This is a genomic window from Vibrio sp. CUB2, from assembly GCF_001557945.1.
Classification (GTDB): Bacteria; Pseudomonadota; Gammaproteobacteria; order Enterobacterales; family Vibrionaceae; genus Vibrio; species Vibrio owensii.
Window position 1 is genome coordinate 248,564 of the sequence record NZ_LNRB01000003.1, and the last position, 16,640, is coordinate 265,203.

Annotated in this window: 15 protein-coding genes; 8 read left to right on the forward strand and 7 right to left on the reverse strand. The window is 46.2% G+C overall.

Annotated features, from left to right (window positions below):
* The first annotated feature begins 5 nt into the window (after window positions 1–5).
* On the forward strand, window positions 6–2,468 hold the full coding sequence (gene torA / locus ATB78_RS05925; protein WP_061008084.1) for a trimethylamine-N-oxide reductase TorA: 2,463 nt from the start codon (window positions 6–8) through the stop codon (window positions 2,466–2,468).
* A 199-nt stretch (window positions 2,469–2,667) separates the two neighbouring features.
* Window positions 2,668–4,407 carry an alpha-galactosidase gene (locus ATB78_RS05930; RefSeq protein WP_061008085.1) on the forward strand — a complete coding sequence of 580 codons (1,740 nt, stop codon included), beginning with the start codon at window positions 2,668–2,670 and terminating at the stop codon, window positions 4,405–4,407.
* A 73-nt stretch (window positions 4,408–4,480) separates the two neighbouring features.
* Here ATB78_RS05930 and ATB78_RS05935 read toward each other — a convergent pair whose 3' ends face one another.
* Window positions 4,481–5,695 (reverse strand): putative manganese transporter, encoded by a 1,215-nt coding sequence (locus ATB78_RS05935; protein WP_061008086.1) that lies wholly within the window; start codon window positions 5,693–5,695, stop codon window positions 4,481–4,483.
* Between the two features lie 207 nt (window positions 5,696–5,902).
* Here ATB78_RS05935 and ATB78_RS05940 point away from each other — a divergent pair, with 207 nt between their 5' ends.
* Together ATB78_RS05940 and ATB78_RS05945 are read left to right on the forward strand one after the other, a co-directional pair.
* Complete coding sequence (locus tag ATB78_RS05940; RefSeq protein ID WP_061008087.1) at window positions 5,903–6,808, forward strand: manganese-dependent inorganic pyrophosphatase; 906 nt, start codon at window positions 5,903–5,905, stop codon at window positions 6,806–6,808.
* A 74-nt stretch (window positions 6,809–6,882) separates the two neighbouring features.
* Complete coding sequence (locus ATB78_RS05945; RefSeq protein WP_005437260.1) at window positions 6,883–7,272, forward strand: DUF2750 domain-containing protein; 390 nt, start codon at window positions 6,883–6,885, stop codon at window positions 7,270–7,272.
* 124 nt (window positions 7,273–7,396) lie between these two features.
* Here ATB78_RS05945 and ATB78_RS05950 read toward each other — a convergent pair whose 3' ends face one another.
* The 6 genes from ATB78_RS05950 to pspF form a co-directional block, all read right to left on the reverse strand.
* Entirely contained in the window at window positions 7,397–8,179 is a 783-nt protein-coding gene (locus ATB78_RS05950; RefSeq protein WP_005437261.1) for an ABC transporter ATP-binding protein, read from the reverse strand.
* Window positions 8,176–9,171 (reverse strand): oligopeptide/dipeptide ABC transporter ATP-binding protein, encoded by a 996-nt coding sequence (locus tag ATB78_RS05955; RefSeq protein ID WP_039842531.1) that lies wholly within the window; start codon window positions 9,169–9,171, stop codon window positions 8,176–8,178. The genes ATB78_RS05950 and ATB78_RS05955 overlap by 4 nt, the downstream gene beginning before the upstream one ends.
* Window positions 9,171–10,058: an ABC transporter permease subunit gene (locus tag ATB78_RS05960; RefSeq protein WP_061008088.1), complete on the reverse strand. Its 888-nt coding sequence runs from the start codon at window positions 10,056–10,058 to the stop codon at window positions 9,171–9,173. The genes ATB78_RS05955 and ATB78_RS05960 overlap by 1 nt, the downstream gene beginning before the upstream one ends.
* A complete protein-coding gene (locus ATB78_RS05965) occupies window positions 10,045–11,007 on the reverse strand; it encodes an ABC transporter permease subunit (RefSeq protein WP_005437264.1) in 963 nt (320 codons plus the stop codon). Before ATB78_RS05965 ends, ATB78_RS05960 begins: the two co-directional genes overlap by 14 nt.
* On the reverse strand, window positions 11,007–12,626 hold the full coding sequence (gene sapA / locus ATB78_RS05970; RefSeq protein ID WP_041055268.1) for an ABC transporter substrate-binding protein SapA: 1,620 nt from the start codon (window positions 12,624–12,626) through the stop codon (window positions 11,007–11,009). The genes ATB78_RS05965 and sapA overlap by 1 nt, the downstream gene beginning before the upstream one ends.
* Window positions 12,627–12,905: 279 nt before the next feature.
* Complete coding sequence (gene pspF / locus ATB78_RS05975) at window positions 12,906–13,916, reverse strand: phage shock protein operon transcriptional activator (protein ID WP_061008089.1); 1,011 nt, start codon at window positions 13,914–13,916, stop codon at window positions 12,906–12,908.
* Between the two features lie 233 nt (window positions 13,917–14,149).
* Between pspF and pspA the strand changes: the two genes are divergently transcribed.
* The 4 genes from pspA (at window position 14,150) to ATB78_RS05995 (ending at window position 16,639) form a co-directional block, all read left to right on the forward strand.
* On the forward strand, window positions 14,150–14,821 hold the full coding sequence (gene pspA / locus ATB78_RS05980; RefSeq protein ID WP_005425704.1) for a phage shock protein PspA: 672 nt from the start codon (window positions 14,150–14,152) through the stop codon (window positions 14,819–14,821).
* Window positions 14,822–14,835: 14 nt separating this feature from the next.
* Window positions 14,836–15,069, forward strand: coding sequence for an envelope stress response membrane protein PspB (gene pspB, locus ATB78_RS05985; RefSeq protein ID WP_061008090.1), 234 nt, complete (start codon window positions 14,836–14,838; stop codon window positions 15,067–15,069).
* The gene (gene pspC / locus ATB78_RS05990) at window positions 15,062–15,451 is read left to right on the forward strand and encodes an envelope stress response membrane protein PspC (RefSeq protein ID WP_005437277.1); all 390 of its coding nucleotides are present in this window, start codon (window positions 15,062–15,064) and stop codon (window positions 15,449–15,451) included. Before pspB ends, pspC begins: the two co-directional genes overlap by 8 nt.
* Before the next feature lie 156 nt (window positions 15,452–15,607).
* Window positions 15,608–16,639 (forward strand): efflux RND transporter periplasmic adaptor subunit, encoded by a 1,032-nt coding sequence (locus ATB78_RS05995; protein ID WP_005437278.1) that lies wholly within the window; start codon window positions 15,608–15,610, stop codon window positions 16,637–16,639.
* Window position 16,640: the final 1 nt, after the last annotated feature.

Consider the following 16,640-nt stretch of genomic DNA (forward strand, 5'->3'; position numbering starts at 1 on the left):
TATAAATGGCTATTACACGAAGAAGTTTTCTTAAAGGTGTAGCAACCACAAGTGCAGCGTCAGTTATCGGTCCAAGCTTATTGGCTTCAGCATCTGCGAACGCAGCTGAGACTACAGGTACTTGGAAAGTAACAGGTTCACACTGGGGCGCGTTCCGCGCCCACATCTACGCGGGTAAAGTTCAAGAGATCAAACCGCTAGAACTAGACAAGAACCCAACAGAAATGTTGAACGGCATCAAGGGTATTATCTACAGCCCATCACGTGTTCGTTACCCAATGGTTCGTCTAGATTGGCTAAAGAAGCACAAATACAGCGCGGAAACGCGTGGTAACAACCGTTTCATCCGTGTTACTTGGGATGAAGCATTAGACTTGTTCTACCGTGAGCTAGAGCGTGTTCAGAAAGAATACGGTCCATGGGCTCTACACGCAGGTCAAACAGGTTGGAACCAAACTGGTGCGTTCAACAACTGTACAGCGCACATGCAACGTGCGGTAGGTATGCACGGAAACTTCATCACTAAAGTAGGTGACTACTCTACTGGTGCAGGTCAAACCATCATGCCTTACGTACTAGGTTCAACAGAAGTTTACGCACAAGGTACGTCTTGGTCTGAAATCCTAGAAAACTCAGACAACATCGTTCTTTGGGCAAACGACCCAGTGAAAAACCTACAAGTAGGTTGGAACTGTGAAACGCACGAGTCATTCAAGTACCTAGCGCAACTGAAAGAAAAAGTAGCGAAAGGCGAGATCAACGTTCTATCTGTAGACCCAGTTAAGAACAAGACTCAACGTTACCTAGAGAACGATCACCTATACATCAACCCGCTAACAGACGTAGCATTCATGCTTGCTGTAGCGCACGTACTTTACAACGAAGATCTGCACAACAAGAAGTTCATTGAGACTTACTGTCTAGGTTTCGAAGACTTCATCAAGTACGTTCAAGGTGAAACGAAAGACAAAGTTGTTAAGACTCCAGAGTGGGCTGCACCTATCTGTGGTGTGAAAGCGGACAAGATTCGTGAATTCGCACGCATGCTAGTGAACGGCCGTACACAGATCCTTATGGGTTGGTGTATCCAGCGTCAAGAGCACGGTGAGCAGCCATACTGGGCAGCAGCAGTAGTTGCAGCGATGGTTGGTCAAATCGGTCTACCTGGCGGTGGTATCTCTTACGGTCACCACTACTCAAGTATCGGTGTACCTTCAACTGGTTTCGCAGGCCCTGGTGGTTTCCCTCGTAACCTAGATACAGGTATGAAACCGAAGTGGGACAACAACGACTTTAACGGTTACAGCCGTACTATCCCAGTTGCACGTTGGATCGACTGTCTTCTAGAGCCAGGTAAAGAGATCAACTACAACGGTGGTAAAGTTAAGCTTCCAGACTTCAAGATGATGGTGATCTCGGGTAACAACCCATGGCACCACCACCAAGATCGTAACCGCATGAAGCAAGCGTTCCAGAAGCTTCAAACGGTTGTGACTATTGAATTTGCTTGGACGGCGACTTGTCGTTTCTCAGACATCGTTCTACCTGCATGTACGCAGTGGGAACGTAACGACATTGACGTATACGGTTCATACTCGAACAAAGGTCTTATCGCGATGCATCGCCTAGTTGACCCATTGTTCCAATCTAAGCCAGACTTCCAAATCATGAGTGAACTGACTCAACGCTTTGGTCGTCGCGACGAGTACACTCGTGGCATGAGCGAGATGGAGTGGATCCGCAGTCTTTACAACGATTGTAAGAAAGCGAACGACGGTAAGTTTGAAATGCCAGAATTTGATGAGTTCTGGGAACAAAGCGTACTAGACTTCGGTGAAGGTAAGCCTTGGGTTCGTCATGCGGACTTCCGTAAAGATCCGGAAATCAACCCATTGGGTACGCCTTCTGGCTTTATCGAGATCACTTCTCGTAAGATCGGTCGTTACGGTTACGAACACTGTCAAGAACACCCAATGTGGTTTGAGAAATCAGAACGTTCACACGGTGGCCCTGGCTCTGACAAACACCCGTACTGGCTACAATCTTGCCACCCGGACAAGCGTCTGCACTCTCAGATGTGTGAATCTGAAGATTTCCGTGCTACTTACGCTGTTCAAGGTCGCGAGCCTGTATACATCAACCCAGCTGATGCGAAAGCAAAAGGCATTAAAGACGGTGACTTGGTACGCGTATTTAACGACCGTGGTCAACTTCTTGCTGGTGCGGTTCTAACAGACAGCTACCCACGTGGTGTTGTGCGTATCGAAGAAGGTGCGTGGTACGGTCCTCTAAACGAGAAAGTAGGTGCAATCTGTACTTACGGTGACCCTAACACACTAACTCAAGATATCGGTTCTTCTGAGCTAGCACAGGCGACTTCTGCAAACACATGTATCGTAGACTTCGAGAAATTCACTGGTAAAGTTCCACCAGTGACTTCATTCGGTGGTCCAATCGAAGTTGCTTAATCACAGCACTAAGCTTTAAATGAAATACCAGCCTTCGGGCTGGTATTTTTTTAACCAAAATTTCAGTGAGCACTCTCTCAATACCAAATCTAAGTATCTGCACGACCGCTAGATTCGTGATGCTGATAACGAATTGGGTAGGAGAAGCGGAGGATAATGAGCCAAACTAAACAATAATAATCAAGTGAGTAGATTTTCTATGGCTCAAACCATTCAATTGGCCAATCACACCGAACTAACGGTGCATGATAATGATCTTCTGTTTGAAGTGATGGGCAACCAAGTTCATTTTTCGTTTGCAGGGATCCACAACAAAACCTTCACCGATCGTGAAGTCCTGTTTGAAATGCCTTTCCTCTACGAACAGGGCGCAACCGTGTTAGGCGACGGTTTCCAAATGTTGGCGCAGACCAGCGGCACCATTTCTCAACCTGTCGACGTTGGTCGTTGCCCGGATAACAACAACTCTTACCGTATTTACCCTGAGAATTCCCCAAAGCGTTACTACAACTATCTAGCTGTTGAAGACGCCGCAGGTTATACCTTGTTCGGTTTTACCTCTTGTCATCGCTTTGCAGGCTATTTTGAAGTGCAGCAGCATGGTGAGCATTGGGTTCTTTCTGCTTCTATCGACGGAGAGCAGACCCAAGTGGCTGATTGGGAGCACAACAAGCTGGAATCTGTTGCAGTATTACGTGGCAATTCTCTCTCTGAGTTATACAAACAGTACAGTGAGATGCTTGCCGAGCATCACCCAATCCGTAACGGTGTCACGCAAGATGCGCCTATTGGCTGGTGTTCTTGGTACGCATACTATGCGGATGTGACAGAAAATAACGTATTAGAAAACGTCGAATGCATGCAAGACAACCTAGCTGAGCTGGAATGGGTGCTGCTCGATGACGGTTACCAAGCATTTATGGGGGATTGGCTAACGCCTTCAGATAAGTTTTCTGGCGGTGTGAAAGAACTGATTCACAACATTCGCGCTAAAGGCAAAAAACCAGCGATTTGGATGGCGCCATTCATTGCTCAACCAGAATCGGAGATCTTCCAAAAGCATCCTGATTGGTTTGTGCGTCACCAAGATGGCAGCCTATTAAAAGCAGAAGGTGTCACCTACGGCGGTTGGCGCTGTACACCATGGTATATCCTCGATACTTCAAACCCAGAAGGGCAAGATCACCTGACTCATGTGGTTTCTGTCATGCGTCAAGAGTGGGGCGTTGAGCTATTCAAATTAGACGCAAACTACTGGGGCACGTTAAAAGGTAAGCGAAGCCAATCGGGTGTCACCGGTGTAGAAGCCTACCGCATGGGTATGGAAGCGATCGCTAAAGGGGCAGGGGATGCATGGCTGTTAGGTTGTAACGCGCCAATGTGGCCTTCTTTGGGCTTAGTTGATGCAATGCGTGTCTCTGACGACGTAGAGCGCCATAGCCATCGCTTTGAACAAATTGCGAAAGAAACCTTCTTCCGTAGTTGGCAGCATCGTAAGTTATGGCAAATTGACCCAGATTGCGCAACGTTCACTTCATTACCTAACCAAGCAGCCTCACGTGAAGATTACCAATTCCATCGTAACGTGCTGCTAGCATGTGGTGGTCTGCTGCTTTCTGGTGATCCTCTACCAGAAATCACTCCATTTGCGAGTAAGACGCTAGCGAAATTGATGTTGCGTCAGCGTCGTAATCAGGAATCGGCCAAGTTTACCGCGCTAGGTTTAAACCATGCTTTCCTGCCGCTAACATCTAAAAACGATCTGCACTGCTTATTTAATTACACCAATGATGAAGCGACAGAGTTTACGCTCACCGCAGACCAGCCAACAGATTGGTACGATTACTGGACAGGAGAGAAGCTCAACCAAGAGCCATGCCAGTTGTTGTTGGTGAGTTTAGACAAAGGCCTCAATGCTAAAGCGATCGTGACAGCTTAACCTTGCGCGCTTCCGAAAAACAAAAGAGCCTCGATTGAGGCTCTTTTTGTATCCATTGCATCTGAACCTAAAGCTAGTATTCGAATAGGAAAAAGTAGCCGTACCCGACAATCAAGGCTGGTATCGCAGAGTAGATAGTGGCGACAAGCGCAGCTTTAGGAGCCATTGCAATCGCAGGGAATAAGGCATCACCATCATTGGAAATGGCATTAGAAAGCTGTGCTGATAATGGCGCTGCGCCAGAGATATAAAGGCTCGTTACGAGAATTTGCGGGCCACAGCCTGGCAAAATACCAATAGCCAAACCAATGAGAGGCATCCAGATCCCCCAGTTTGAGAACGTCGCTCCCAAGTCTAAACCCGAGAAATAGGTGGTAAGTTCAAAGGCTAAGAAAGCCAAAATAACCCACGCGCTAACAAAGTTTGTGTCTTGAGCCGCTTTTTGAATCGGGTGTGAATCGATGATTTTGTCATCTTCAGATACCGTTGATTTGTAATCACCTAGCTCTTTGGTCATCGCCCACAAAAACATACTGACAACTGCAAATGTCGCACCTAACCATTCCATACTGTTTTCTTTGAGGCCAAGTAATTGGTTGGTATCCACTTGGAATGAGCCCAGAACGGCAATGATACTTGCAGGTATGAGCAGCCATTTCCAGAATGCTCCTTGAAGATTGATAGCACGTTGCTCGACTGGCGTGTGCGTATCACTATGGCTATTACAGCATTGAGGTTGTGCAACATCCTCTTTTTGCTTTGGGCGCAAGAAGTCATCAGCGTGGAATGCATTCACTACCCACCCAGATATTGCGCCTACGACAATACCTAAAGCAATCACACCAAACCCTGTTGCAGGTTCTGCTGCGAGTAATAAGAAGGCAGCATCACCCATGGTCGAGGTTAATACTGCAACGATAGCACCAAAGCCAACTCGGCCACTGATGAACTGAGTGGTGACAACGATAGCACCACCACAACCAGGCAAAGCTCCAAGGAGTGCTGCAAAGAAAACTTGATGGCTACGAGAGCTGTGGTAAAGCGCAGTGAGTCGATTTGTCTTCGACATGAAGTTCGAAAGGTAATGGTAGATAGCTAAGGTAGCTGCAACGTAACAAGAAACCGCCCAGAAAGAATCAGATAGGGTAGCGACGGTGACTTCTCTTGTGGTTTCACTAGCTAACAGAGCGAGCAATGCGATAGGCAGCAATAGCCTCTTATAGGCTAGACGAAATTGAGTTGGCTGCAGCAGCTGATGCGCCGAGTGGAAAATTTTTGTTGCGTTCATAGTAGGCTCAAATGCAAATAGGAATGATTCTCATTATATGAAAGTGAGAATTATTCGCAATAGGCGGTAACAACTTTTCTTCGTGTCAATTTCCCTCAAATCAGGTAAAGTATCGGCCTTTGTGAGCAAACCCGCTTCTAAGGTGTAATTCGTTATGCAATTCACCCTTTTAGGAAGCGCATCAAACTGACTTGAATAGGAAGAAACATGATTCTAGTTGTAGGTCATAAGAACCCAGACAGTGACAGCATCTGTAGTGCACTAGTTGCAACTGAACTTCTAAAGGCGCGTGGCGTTGAAGCAATGCCAATCCGCCAAGGCGAAATTAACCGTGAAACTCAGCACATCCTAGAAGTAGCTGGTGCAGAAGTTCCAGAACTTCGTACATCAGTAGCGGGTGAAACTGTTTGGCTAGTAGACTACTCAGATCTAGCGCAAGCACCAGACGATATTGCTGAAGCAGAAGTTGCAGGTATTGTTGACCACCACCGTCTAGGTGACGTGATGACAGTAAACCCAATGGAAGCATGGATCTGGCCTGTTGGTTGTACTAACACAGTACTGTTCAACATGTTCAAGATTGAAGGTCACGAGATCAAGCCTCAAATCGCTAAGCTAATGATGTCAGCGATTCTTTCTGACACAGTAGGTTTCGCTTCTCCAACTTGTACTCAAAAAGACAAAGATGCTGTAGCTGAGCTAGCGGCTATCGCAGACGTACAAGATGTTGACGCATTCACTAAAGATCTTCTAATTGCTAAGACAAACATCGAAGGTCTAACTGCGGCTGAACTTGTTGAAAAAGACCTTAAAGGTTACCCATTCAACGGTCGTGACGTAGTAGTAGGTCAGGTTGAACTTGCGACTCTAGAGCAAGTTGACGGCATGATCGAAGCACTAGAAGCGGATCTAGAAGCTCGTTGTGCAAACGACAACCTAGCATTTGCTGCTGTTATGCTAACAGACATCACTACTGCTCAAACTCGTCTTCTTTACAAAGGTGAGTGGGCTGAGAAGCTTGTTAAGCACGAGAAAGACGGCATGCTAATGATGGAAAACACTCTAAGCCGTAAGAAGCAAGGCTGGCCTTGGCTTCAAACTGAGCTTGTGTAATTTCATTATTACCAACGTATACTTTAAATGCCCGCCAATAGGTGGGCATTTTTCTATGGGAATAGGAGACAAACATGTCTGAAGCATTAACCCAAGAGCAAATGGACACCATCAATCGCTACAACGAAGAGCAGCGTTTGAAATACTGTGTGAAGGAAATCGTAGCAAACCGCAAAGTGTGGATTCTGAAAGATGAACACGGCTGCGTGATGCTAAATACAGAAGATGACGATTGTGTGCCTGTGTGGCCAAACGAAGAGTTCGCACAACAGTGGGCGACAGGTGACTGGGAAGAGTGTGAACCAGAAGCTATCTCTTTGAATAAGTGGCACAGCCGTTGGACATCTGGCCTAGAGGACGATGAGTTGTCTGTTGTGGTTTTCCCAAACCAGAACGAAGAAGGCGTAGTTCTATTCCCTGACGAGTTTGATTTCGAGCTTCGTAAACAAGAGAGCCGTCGCTAGACACTACAAATCGTGCTCTCAAATTCAGAGAATAAAAAAAGCCTGCGTTGATGCAGGCTTTGTTGTTTTTAGAAGACGGTTTTTTGAGGAAGCGAATACTAGAGACTTACCACTCGCTCAATTTTTAGTGGTTTGGCGCTTTGTAGAAGTGGCTCTCTACCAGTCGCTGAGTAATCGCATGCTCTGGGTTGGTCAGCACTTGGTTTGTTTCACCAAATTCGACCACTTCGCCTTCATGCATTACCATCACCTTATCGGTAATGTGCTTCACGATGCCGATATGTTGCGACACGTAAACAAACGACAATCCCATCTCTTCTTGTAGCTCTAAGAACAGGTTAATGATCTGAGAGCGCATTGCCATGTCGAGACCGTTTAGTGCCTCATCAGCAACGATGATAGACGGTTGAAGAATCAAAGCACGAGCAAGACACACACGTTGCTTTTGACCCGCTGCCAGCATCTGAGGGTAGAAGTAAGCATGCTCCGGTAACAAACCTACGCGTAGCAAAGTATCCTTCACACGCTTCATTCGTGCATCCGGCGGCATGTTGGTGTTTCGCTTAAGCGGGCCTTCCAAAATACGCCCGATCTGAATTCGTGGATTCAAAGAGGTGTTTGGATCTTGGAAAATCATACGAATCAGCTTACAGCGCGTCGAATAATCTTTGTGCTCTAGACGTTCACCATTCACGCGAATCTCGCCGGAGCTTGGCTCAACTACACCAGCAAGCATACGCGCTAGGGTTGATTTACCTGAACCGTTTTGACCGATAAAGCCAATGGTTTGGCCCGGCTCTAGAGTAAAGCTAACCGGTTTTACCGCTTCCTTGACTGTGCGTTTGAACAGACCTGAGCGCGTGACAAACTGTTTCGATAGGTTATCGACTTCAAGCAACGCACTCATGAATGTTTCTCCGTGTTCAATGGGAAGTGACAGCTAAATTTGTGATTCTTAATACGCTTAGTATGTGGAATCTCTACACATTGCCTTTGTGCATAAGGACAACGCGGCCCTAAGCGACAACCAATTGGTAAGTGCTGCAAAGGAGGGATGGAACCCGGCAGCGATTGCAGTTTCTGTTTATGAGGGATCCAGTCATTAAAGTCAGGCATCGCTTTGAGCAGTGCTGCGGTATACGGGTGTTTTGGAGCCGCAATCAGTTTTTCTGTATCGGCGGATTCTACCGACTGGCCGCAGTACATTACCGTAATACGATTCGCCCACTGAGTAATCGTGGTCAAGTCATGACCAATCAACACAATCGTGGTGTTGTTAAGCTGATTCATTCGGCTCAACAAACGCAAAATTTGTGACTGAGTAATAGGGTCAAGGTCGTTGGTTGGCTCGTCGGCAATCAAGATTTTCGGCTTGGTTGCAATCGCCATTGCGATCATGACTTTTTGACATTCACCGTCTGTCAGCTCGTACGGATAGCTGCCCATCAAACGTTTGTGATCTTTGATACCGACTTTGTGGAGTAGGGCAATCGCCTGCTTTTTACGCCACTTGAAGCGCTCCCACCATTTGCCTTCGAAAGAGCGAGAAGGGATCGATTCGATCAACTGACGTCCTACTTCTTCAGAAGGGTCCAGACAGGTTGAAGGCTCTTGGAAGATCATCGCGATGTCACGCGCAATCACTCGTCGGCGCTCTTTCGGCGTCAATTGAAGTAAGTCGATGTTACCAAGGCGCATTCGGTCAGCGGTGACTTTCCAGTTGTCCTTACAAACCCCAACAATTGCTTTGGCGACGAGACTTTTACCCGAACCTGATTCGCCTACTAGACCGCGTATTTCCCCTTCGTTTAGGGTAATGCTCATGCGATCTACAGCTTTCACCAAGCCTGACGGTGTTTCAATTTCAATGGTTAAATGTCGAATATCTAATAACGGCATTATTCGATCCCCGCATTGAGCGCTTGGCGTACACCTTCACCCACTAAGTTTAGAACAACAACAGTAAACATAATGGTGAGACCGGGTAGCGTCACCGTCCAAGGTGCGATGTAAATCAGTTCGACAGAGTCACCAAGAATTGCACCCCATTCCGTACTTGGCGCCTGTGCACCAAGACCAAGGAAACCCAGTGCGGTGATATCAAGAATCGCAACAGATAGTGCTAGGGTGATTTCTGCGGCGATGACTGTTAACACGTTCGGTAGAATCGAGTTCCAAAGTAAGTAGAAGTCGTTAGCGCCATCCAAACGAGCAGCCATGATGTAATCTTTCTCAACTTCGGTATGCACGGCAATATAAACCGAGCGAATAAAGCGTGGAATCAAAGCCAAACATATCGCCAATAGAATATTGAATTCCCCAAAGCCCAAGAAAGCCACAAAAATGATGGCAAGCAGCAGTGATGGAATTGACATGACGGTGTCGAGAAGGTGGTTCAGTGTGCTAGATAAAAGACCTTTGGTCATACCTGCTAACACGCCAATAAAGCAACCGATAAGAGCTGCAATTGCTGTGATTGCAACCGCTGCACCAAACGTCAACTGAGAGCCCATGATAAGACGTGAAAGAATGTCACGACCTAAGTCATCGGTTCCTAAAAAGTAATCAACAGTGCCTGCTGGTGCCCATGATGGCGGAACCAGTAATTCGCCCGATTGCGCTTGCGGATCGTAAGGTGCTAGCAGAGGAGCAAAAATGGTAATCAGTACGACGAAAGCTAAACACCACAAGCCGAACATTGCCAAGTTGTTCGCACGGTAGCTGCGCCAGAAACGTTCGAACTGAGTCGGAATGCGTTCTTCCTGATAAACGTTATTTGTTAGCATACCATTCCTTTCTCACCAGAGGGTTAATCATGGCACCAATCAGATCCGAAAGGATATTGGCAGTTAAAACAAGGGTTGCTAGAACCATTACACCCGCTTGAATCGAAGCGTAGTCTTGATTGGAAAGGGCGTCTAACAACCAGCGACCAATGCCTGGCCAGTTGAAGATGGATTCAGTAATGATTGCCAGAGTAATCATGCTAGAAAGCTGAACCCCAACCTTTGGAATGATGGGGGGAATCGCATTACGAAGTACGTGTTGAGTCACGATCTCACGGTTCGACAAACCTTTGATTCGCGCGGCACGGATGTAGTTTTGGCTCATCACTTCTGCAACTGATGCTCGCATCAAGCCAATGACCTGAGTGGTTGGCGTTAAGGCCAATACCAAACATGGCAGAATCATGTGCTCAATAACACTTTGCAGCGCATGCGCTCGGTATTCACCTTTTGCCATGAAAGCATCAATGATAGCGAATCCTGTTACGTGGTCGATTTCATAGAGTAGGTCATAGCGCCCTGCAACTGGGAACACGTGATACTGAAGTGAAAACACCATAATCAGCATGAGAGCAACCCAGAAGATTGGCGCAGAGTAACCCGACATCGACACAAACGAGATACTGGTATCGAGCCATTTACCTTGCTTCATGCCTGCAATGGTACCCAGTGGGATACCGATAAGTAACGACACTACGAATGCAAAGAAACACAGCTCTAACGTCGCAGGGAAAACGACAGCGAGCTCTTCGTAAATTGGATTGCCATTTTTACTGATGCCGAAGTTAAGCTGAGACAACTCGACTAAATAACTTTGCCAACCCGACCAAAATTCAACGTTTGCCCAGTGGGAAGTGGGATCCAAACGCAGGAGTGAAAAGCCCACTAACGTGAGAATCATCAAAGTGATGACAAACAGATTAAGACGTCTTACGGCGTACCAAAACATTAATGAATTCTCTCAACTCTATCAAAAGGTTGTGCATTGAAAGGGCTCGACTTAAAGCCTTTCAGCGATTTATCGTGAACACGGAATTGAACACCATGAGCTAGCGGAATCACCGGGAACTCTTCGTTCAATATGTTTTGCGCTTGGCGGTATAAATTCAAACGGTAACGTTGTTGCTCTGTTTCTAACGCAAGATCCAACAAGAAGTCGAAGTCATCGTTACACCACATCGAAACGTTCAAACCAACGCGCTCTGATTCACAAGAAAGCAGTGGGCGGAAGAAGTTATCCGGATCGCCTGTATCACCAATCCAGCCCGTTAGCAGTAAATCGACATCATTGATGGTTTCTAACTGAGTACGCTCAAACCGGTCATCGGTCAGAAGTCGTAAATCAACGCCAATATCCGCAAAGTTAGCTTGAATCAGTTCAGCGGTTTTGCGTGGGCTTGGGTTGAATGCGCGTGGTTCTAAAGGCACCCACATTGTTAACTGAAGCCCTTTTTCGTAACCTGCTTCTCGCAATAGGGCTAGGGCGTAGTTACGGTCGTAACGGATTTTTACGCTGTCTTTTTGGTAAGCCCAAGAATTAGGTGGAAGTAGGGTATAGGCTTGAGTACCTGTTCCGTAGTAAACCGAATCAAGAATGTTCTGACGATTGATCGCGAGATTCAGTGCTTGTCGAACACGAGGATCGCGAAGCGCAGGGTGACCAGTGTTAATCGCAATAAAAGAAACGTTGTTCGCAGGTGTTGCGGTTAACTCAAGGTTTTCCGTTTCTTGAATGATTGGGATCTGGCTAGAAATCGGTGACGCCAAAACATCACATTCGTTTCTCAATAGCTTAGCCAGCGTGCCAGTACCGCGGTGAGAAATGTCGAATACCACTTGTTCCATCTTCGCCGGTGACTTCCAGTATTTTGGATGACGTTCTAAGCGAATCAAATCGTTTACTTGATACTCTTTTAGTTGGTAAGGACCGGTACCAATCGGCAGCATATCGATTTGTGCTTTTTCGTCCTTCTCTGCCAACTGCTGCCCGTATTCGGCAGAAAGCAAAACAGCATGGCTAGTGGCAATATTTGCTAAAAAAGCAAAGTTAGGCTGAGAAAGTACGAACTTAACCGTGTGGTCATCCAGAGCAATCACATCTTTCACGAGGTTTTGGAAATCCAAACCTGCAAACCATGGATAAAAACCACCACCGACGTCGTGAAACGGATGGTCTACATCAATGATTCGCTTAAAGCTGAATACCACATCTTGGGCGTTAAACGGACGAGTCGGTGTAAACCAAGCGGTTTTTTGAAACGCGACCCCTTGTTTTAAGCTAAACGTGTATTCCGTGCCTTCGTCGTTAACCGACCAACTTTCCGCAAGGTTTGCGATAGGTTGGTGAGATTTAGGATCGAGAGTGAGCAGCGTGTCGTACAGCTGAGGACTTAATGCTTCGGCTGTGATGCCGCTGTCAATGAGCTGAGGGTTAAACGTGGTTGGCTTACCTTGCCCACAAAACACAAAGCCATTCTCTCGAATATCATTGTGATCGATTTCGTCACCACATGCGGTGAGTAAGCTAATACCAATAAGGCTCAGCGATAGTCTTATAAAAGCTTTCATAATATGAAATGGTCATTGGACTTTGCTTGTTCCTTCTGCTTTTTGCATCAGGGCTGACAAGCGAAAATGATCCCGCTAATTTATCACCTTTGCCAACTCGCTCCAAACATAAAATCGTTGTGTAGCGAGGTGTTAGATCAAATTACCGTATCATTTCTGGTTGGCGACCTTATTTGCCTCTCAAATTGCTCACTATGTGTGTGATTTGCCGCTGGTTAGGAAACGGCTTGTTTTCCTTAGTATAGTGAGACAAAGCTAGAGTGAGAGGGCAGGTGCTATTTATCCTTGACCAACTAAGCCATATTTTCTGACCATGCCTCTGAGCTGGTGGTAACTTAGCCCTAACAGCTCTGCCGCTTGGCGTTGATTAAACTTCGCTTCTTCTAAAGCGCGGTTAAGCAGTTCGATATCTTGGTCTTCTTGCCACTGTTTGTAATCCAGAGGGAAGCGAATCTCAGCTCTCGGCGCCGTTTCTTCAAGTTCTGATTCTTCTTGATTTGCTGTATGGCCCAACGCGTTATCCCAACCCGCTTCAAATGGGTTAAAGATAAGATGTTCTATCGGATCAGAGTTTAAACCATGACGATAAATCGCACGCTCAATCACGTTCTTTAACTCACGTACGTTGCCCGGCCACGCGTAATCCAAAAGTGATTGCTGTGCTTCTTCCGTAAAGCCAACAAAGTATTCCAACTGCAATTCACGGCACATCTTGATCGCGTAATGCTCGGCAAGGGAAAGAATGTCTTCCTTTCGCTCTCTCAGTGGTGGAAGCATGATGACGTCAAACGCCAAACGGTCGAGTAAATCTGCGCGGAAATCGCCTTGTTCCGCCAGTTTTGGTAAATCGGCATTGGTTGCACAAACTAAGCGCACATCTGCAGTCAGTGCAGTATGTCCGCCAACACGTTCGTACTCACCATATTCAATCACGCGTAGAAGTTTTTCTTGAACAAGAAGAGGAGCCGTCGCCAATTCATCAAGGAATAAGGTACCACCTTCTGCGCGTTCGAAGCGGCCTTTGTGCTTACCTTTAGAGCCAGTAAATGAACCGGATTCGTGGCCAAACAGTTCTGAATCAATCAGACCTTCGCTTAATGTTGCACAGTTTAGAGAAAGCAGTGGCTTATCCCAACGCTTTGATAAATAGTGTAAACGTTGCGCGATGAGTTCTTTACCTGTACCTCGCTCCCCAATGATGAGAACAGGACGTTCAATCGGCGCAAGTTGTGATACTTTATCTAGTACGGCGAGAAAAGCGGGCGATTCACCAATGAGGTTCTGCTTCATAAAATCCTTCTTATTTTCTATCTAGCCACGATTTACAGTATTGGAGTTGGTGAAATTTACCAACAGTTGGTAAAAACCATCATAGCATAACGGAGTGTAACGACAACAAAATGCGTAACGTACTGTTTATTAAAGAAAATAAAAGTTGGCACGCTACTTGTTATACCTAAAGGGAGACACAAGGTGAATCACCACCTTGTCGAGTTTAAATAGGAAAAAAGAGGAGTTCCGTTATGGGTATTTTTTCTCGTTTTGCAGACATCGTTAACTCAAACATCAGTGCATTGCTAGACAAGGCGGAAGATCCTGAAAAAATGATCCGTCTTATCATCCAAGAAATGGAAGACACGCTTGTAGAAGTGCGTACTAACTCGGCTAAAGCGATTGCAGACAAAAAAGAGTTGGCTCGCAAAGTTGAAGCTTTAGAAGAGCAAATCACTGAGTGGGGTCAGAAAGCAAGCCTAGCTCTAGTGAAAGAGCGTGAAGATTTGGCACGTGCTGCTCTGATTGAAAAGCAAAAGCTCGAGCAAGTGATTAAAGGTCTTCACACTGAGCAAACGCTAGTCGAAGAAACCATTGAGAAACTGACTGGTGAAATCGGTAAGCTAGAAGCAAAAATCACAGAAACTCGCGCGAAGCAGCAAGCGCTAGCGATTCGTAACCAAACGGCATCGAACCGTCGTGATGTACAAAAGCAACTTCATGCAGGTCGTACAAACGAAGCGATGGCAAAGTTCGAGCAATACTCTCGTAAGATTGACGAGATGGAAGCGGAAGCGGATCTATACGCAAAAACGGGTAATGCAAAGTCGCTAGACCAAGAGTTTGCTGAGCTACAAGCACAAGACGAAATTGAAAAAGAGTTGGCAAAACTGAAAGAACAGATGTCATCGAACGATAAATAAGAAAGGAGCCATTTATGTCGACATTTTTTATTACTGGACCATTGATTGTCTTTTTAATCTTTGTCGCTCCACTATGGCTCTTCTTACACTATCGCAGCAAACGCAAAGCAGATAGTGCACTGTCGAGCCAAGATCTAGATCGCCTTCAGGTACTGTCTGAAAAAGCGGAAGCGATGCAGTCTCGAGTTGAAACATTAGAGCGTATTCTAGACTCAGAGTCCCCAACATGGAGACGAAAGTATGAATAGACGAGAACTGTATCGTGACCCAGTAAACGGCAAAATCTCCGGTGTGTGTGCTGGAGTCGCAAACTACTTTGGCGCGGAAGTTTGGTTGATTCGTATCGTCGTGATCTCCGCAGCCTTGCTAGGTGGTACTTTTTTAGTCTTGTTGGCTTACATCGCAATGACCTTCATGCTAGAGAAGCAACCAATGACTTACACCGAGAACATTAAGTCACGCGAAGAACATACGTTGAAGAGCAAACCGTGGCAAAAAGGACAGAGTCCAGATCAGCTGTTAAGCGTGCTTGAAAATGACTTTAACCGTCTCGATGGAAAAATTCGCAACATGGAAGCGTATGTCACTTCTGACACTTATCGCGTAAACAGAGAGTTTAATAAGCTCTAGTGATTAGTTACTAATTTATTGATAAAGCAGGCTTCGGCCTGCTTTATTTTTGTCTCAAATTGCTATTTTTAAAGAAATTTTTTGCTCTGATGCTCTAGAAGAACACCATAAATTCATCTACTTTAAAAGGAATGGATCTTAAATGGATGAATTAACATGAGAAAAGCGCTCATTCCAATCGCTGTCATGACGGTTCTCTCTGGGTGTGGAAAAGAGCTGCCACCAGTCCCTGAACCCGAATCTCGGCCCGCCAAACTCTTCACGGTCTCTGTAGGCAATGCTCAGTTTGAACGACATTTTCCTGCCACCACAGAAGCCGGCGACCGAGCAGTACTCGCATTCCGTGTGCCTGGTTTGCTTCAGTCGATTGAAGTCAATGCTGGGCAGATGGTCAACAAAGGCGATGTGCTTGCTGTACTCAACCCTGACGAGTATTCACTACTCGAAAAACAAGCTCGTGCGAATTACACCCTAGCGGATGTTCAATACGAACGTTCGAAAAAGCTTCGTAAAGAGCAAGTAGTGTCTGAGCAAGATTTTGATGCAGCGAAAGCTAATCATAATTCTGCAAAAGCACAGTGGAATCAGGCTAAAGCAAACCTGAGATACACCAAGCTTGTTGCCCCTTACGATGGCACTATTTCTTACCTGCCAGCGGAAAACCATGAATACGTGGCGGCAAAAGAAGGCGTCATGAACATTCAAACCAACCAAGTGATGAAGGTGTTATTCCAATTACCAGATCACTTGTTGAGTAAGTTTACGCAAGGTGCCAACGCACATGCGTCAATGACGTTTGATGCGTTCCCAGAGCGTTCTTTTGAATTGACCTTCCAAGAAATTGATACCGAAGCCGATCCTAAAACGGGCAGTTACAAAGTCACCATGGTGATGGCGCGCCCAGAAGGGGTGGGTATCTTACCGGGTATGTCCGGCAATGTGCATTTGGTGTCTGAAAATGCAGGTGCCACAAGAATTCCGAATTCAGCACTGTTTACTGAGAACGATAAAACGTGTGTTTGGCGTGTGAATGACCAAGGCATCGTTGAGAAAGTGACGGTAACGCTGAACGAGAAACAGCAGATTGCGTCCGGCCTAGAAGACGGTGACCAAATCATTATCTCTGGCGTCAACGTGATTGAGCCTGGCATCAAAGTGCGTGAGTGGGTTAAGGAGCGAGGACTGTAGT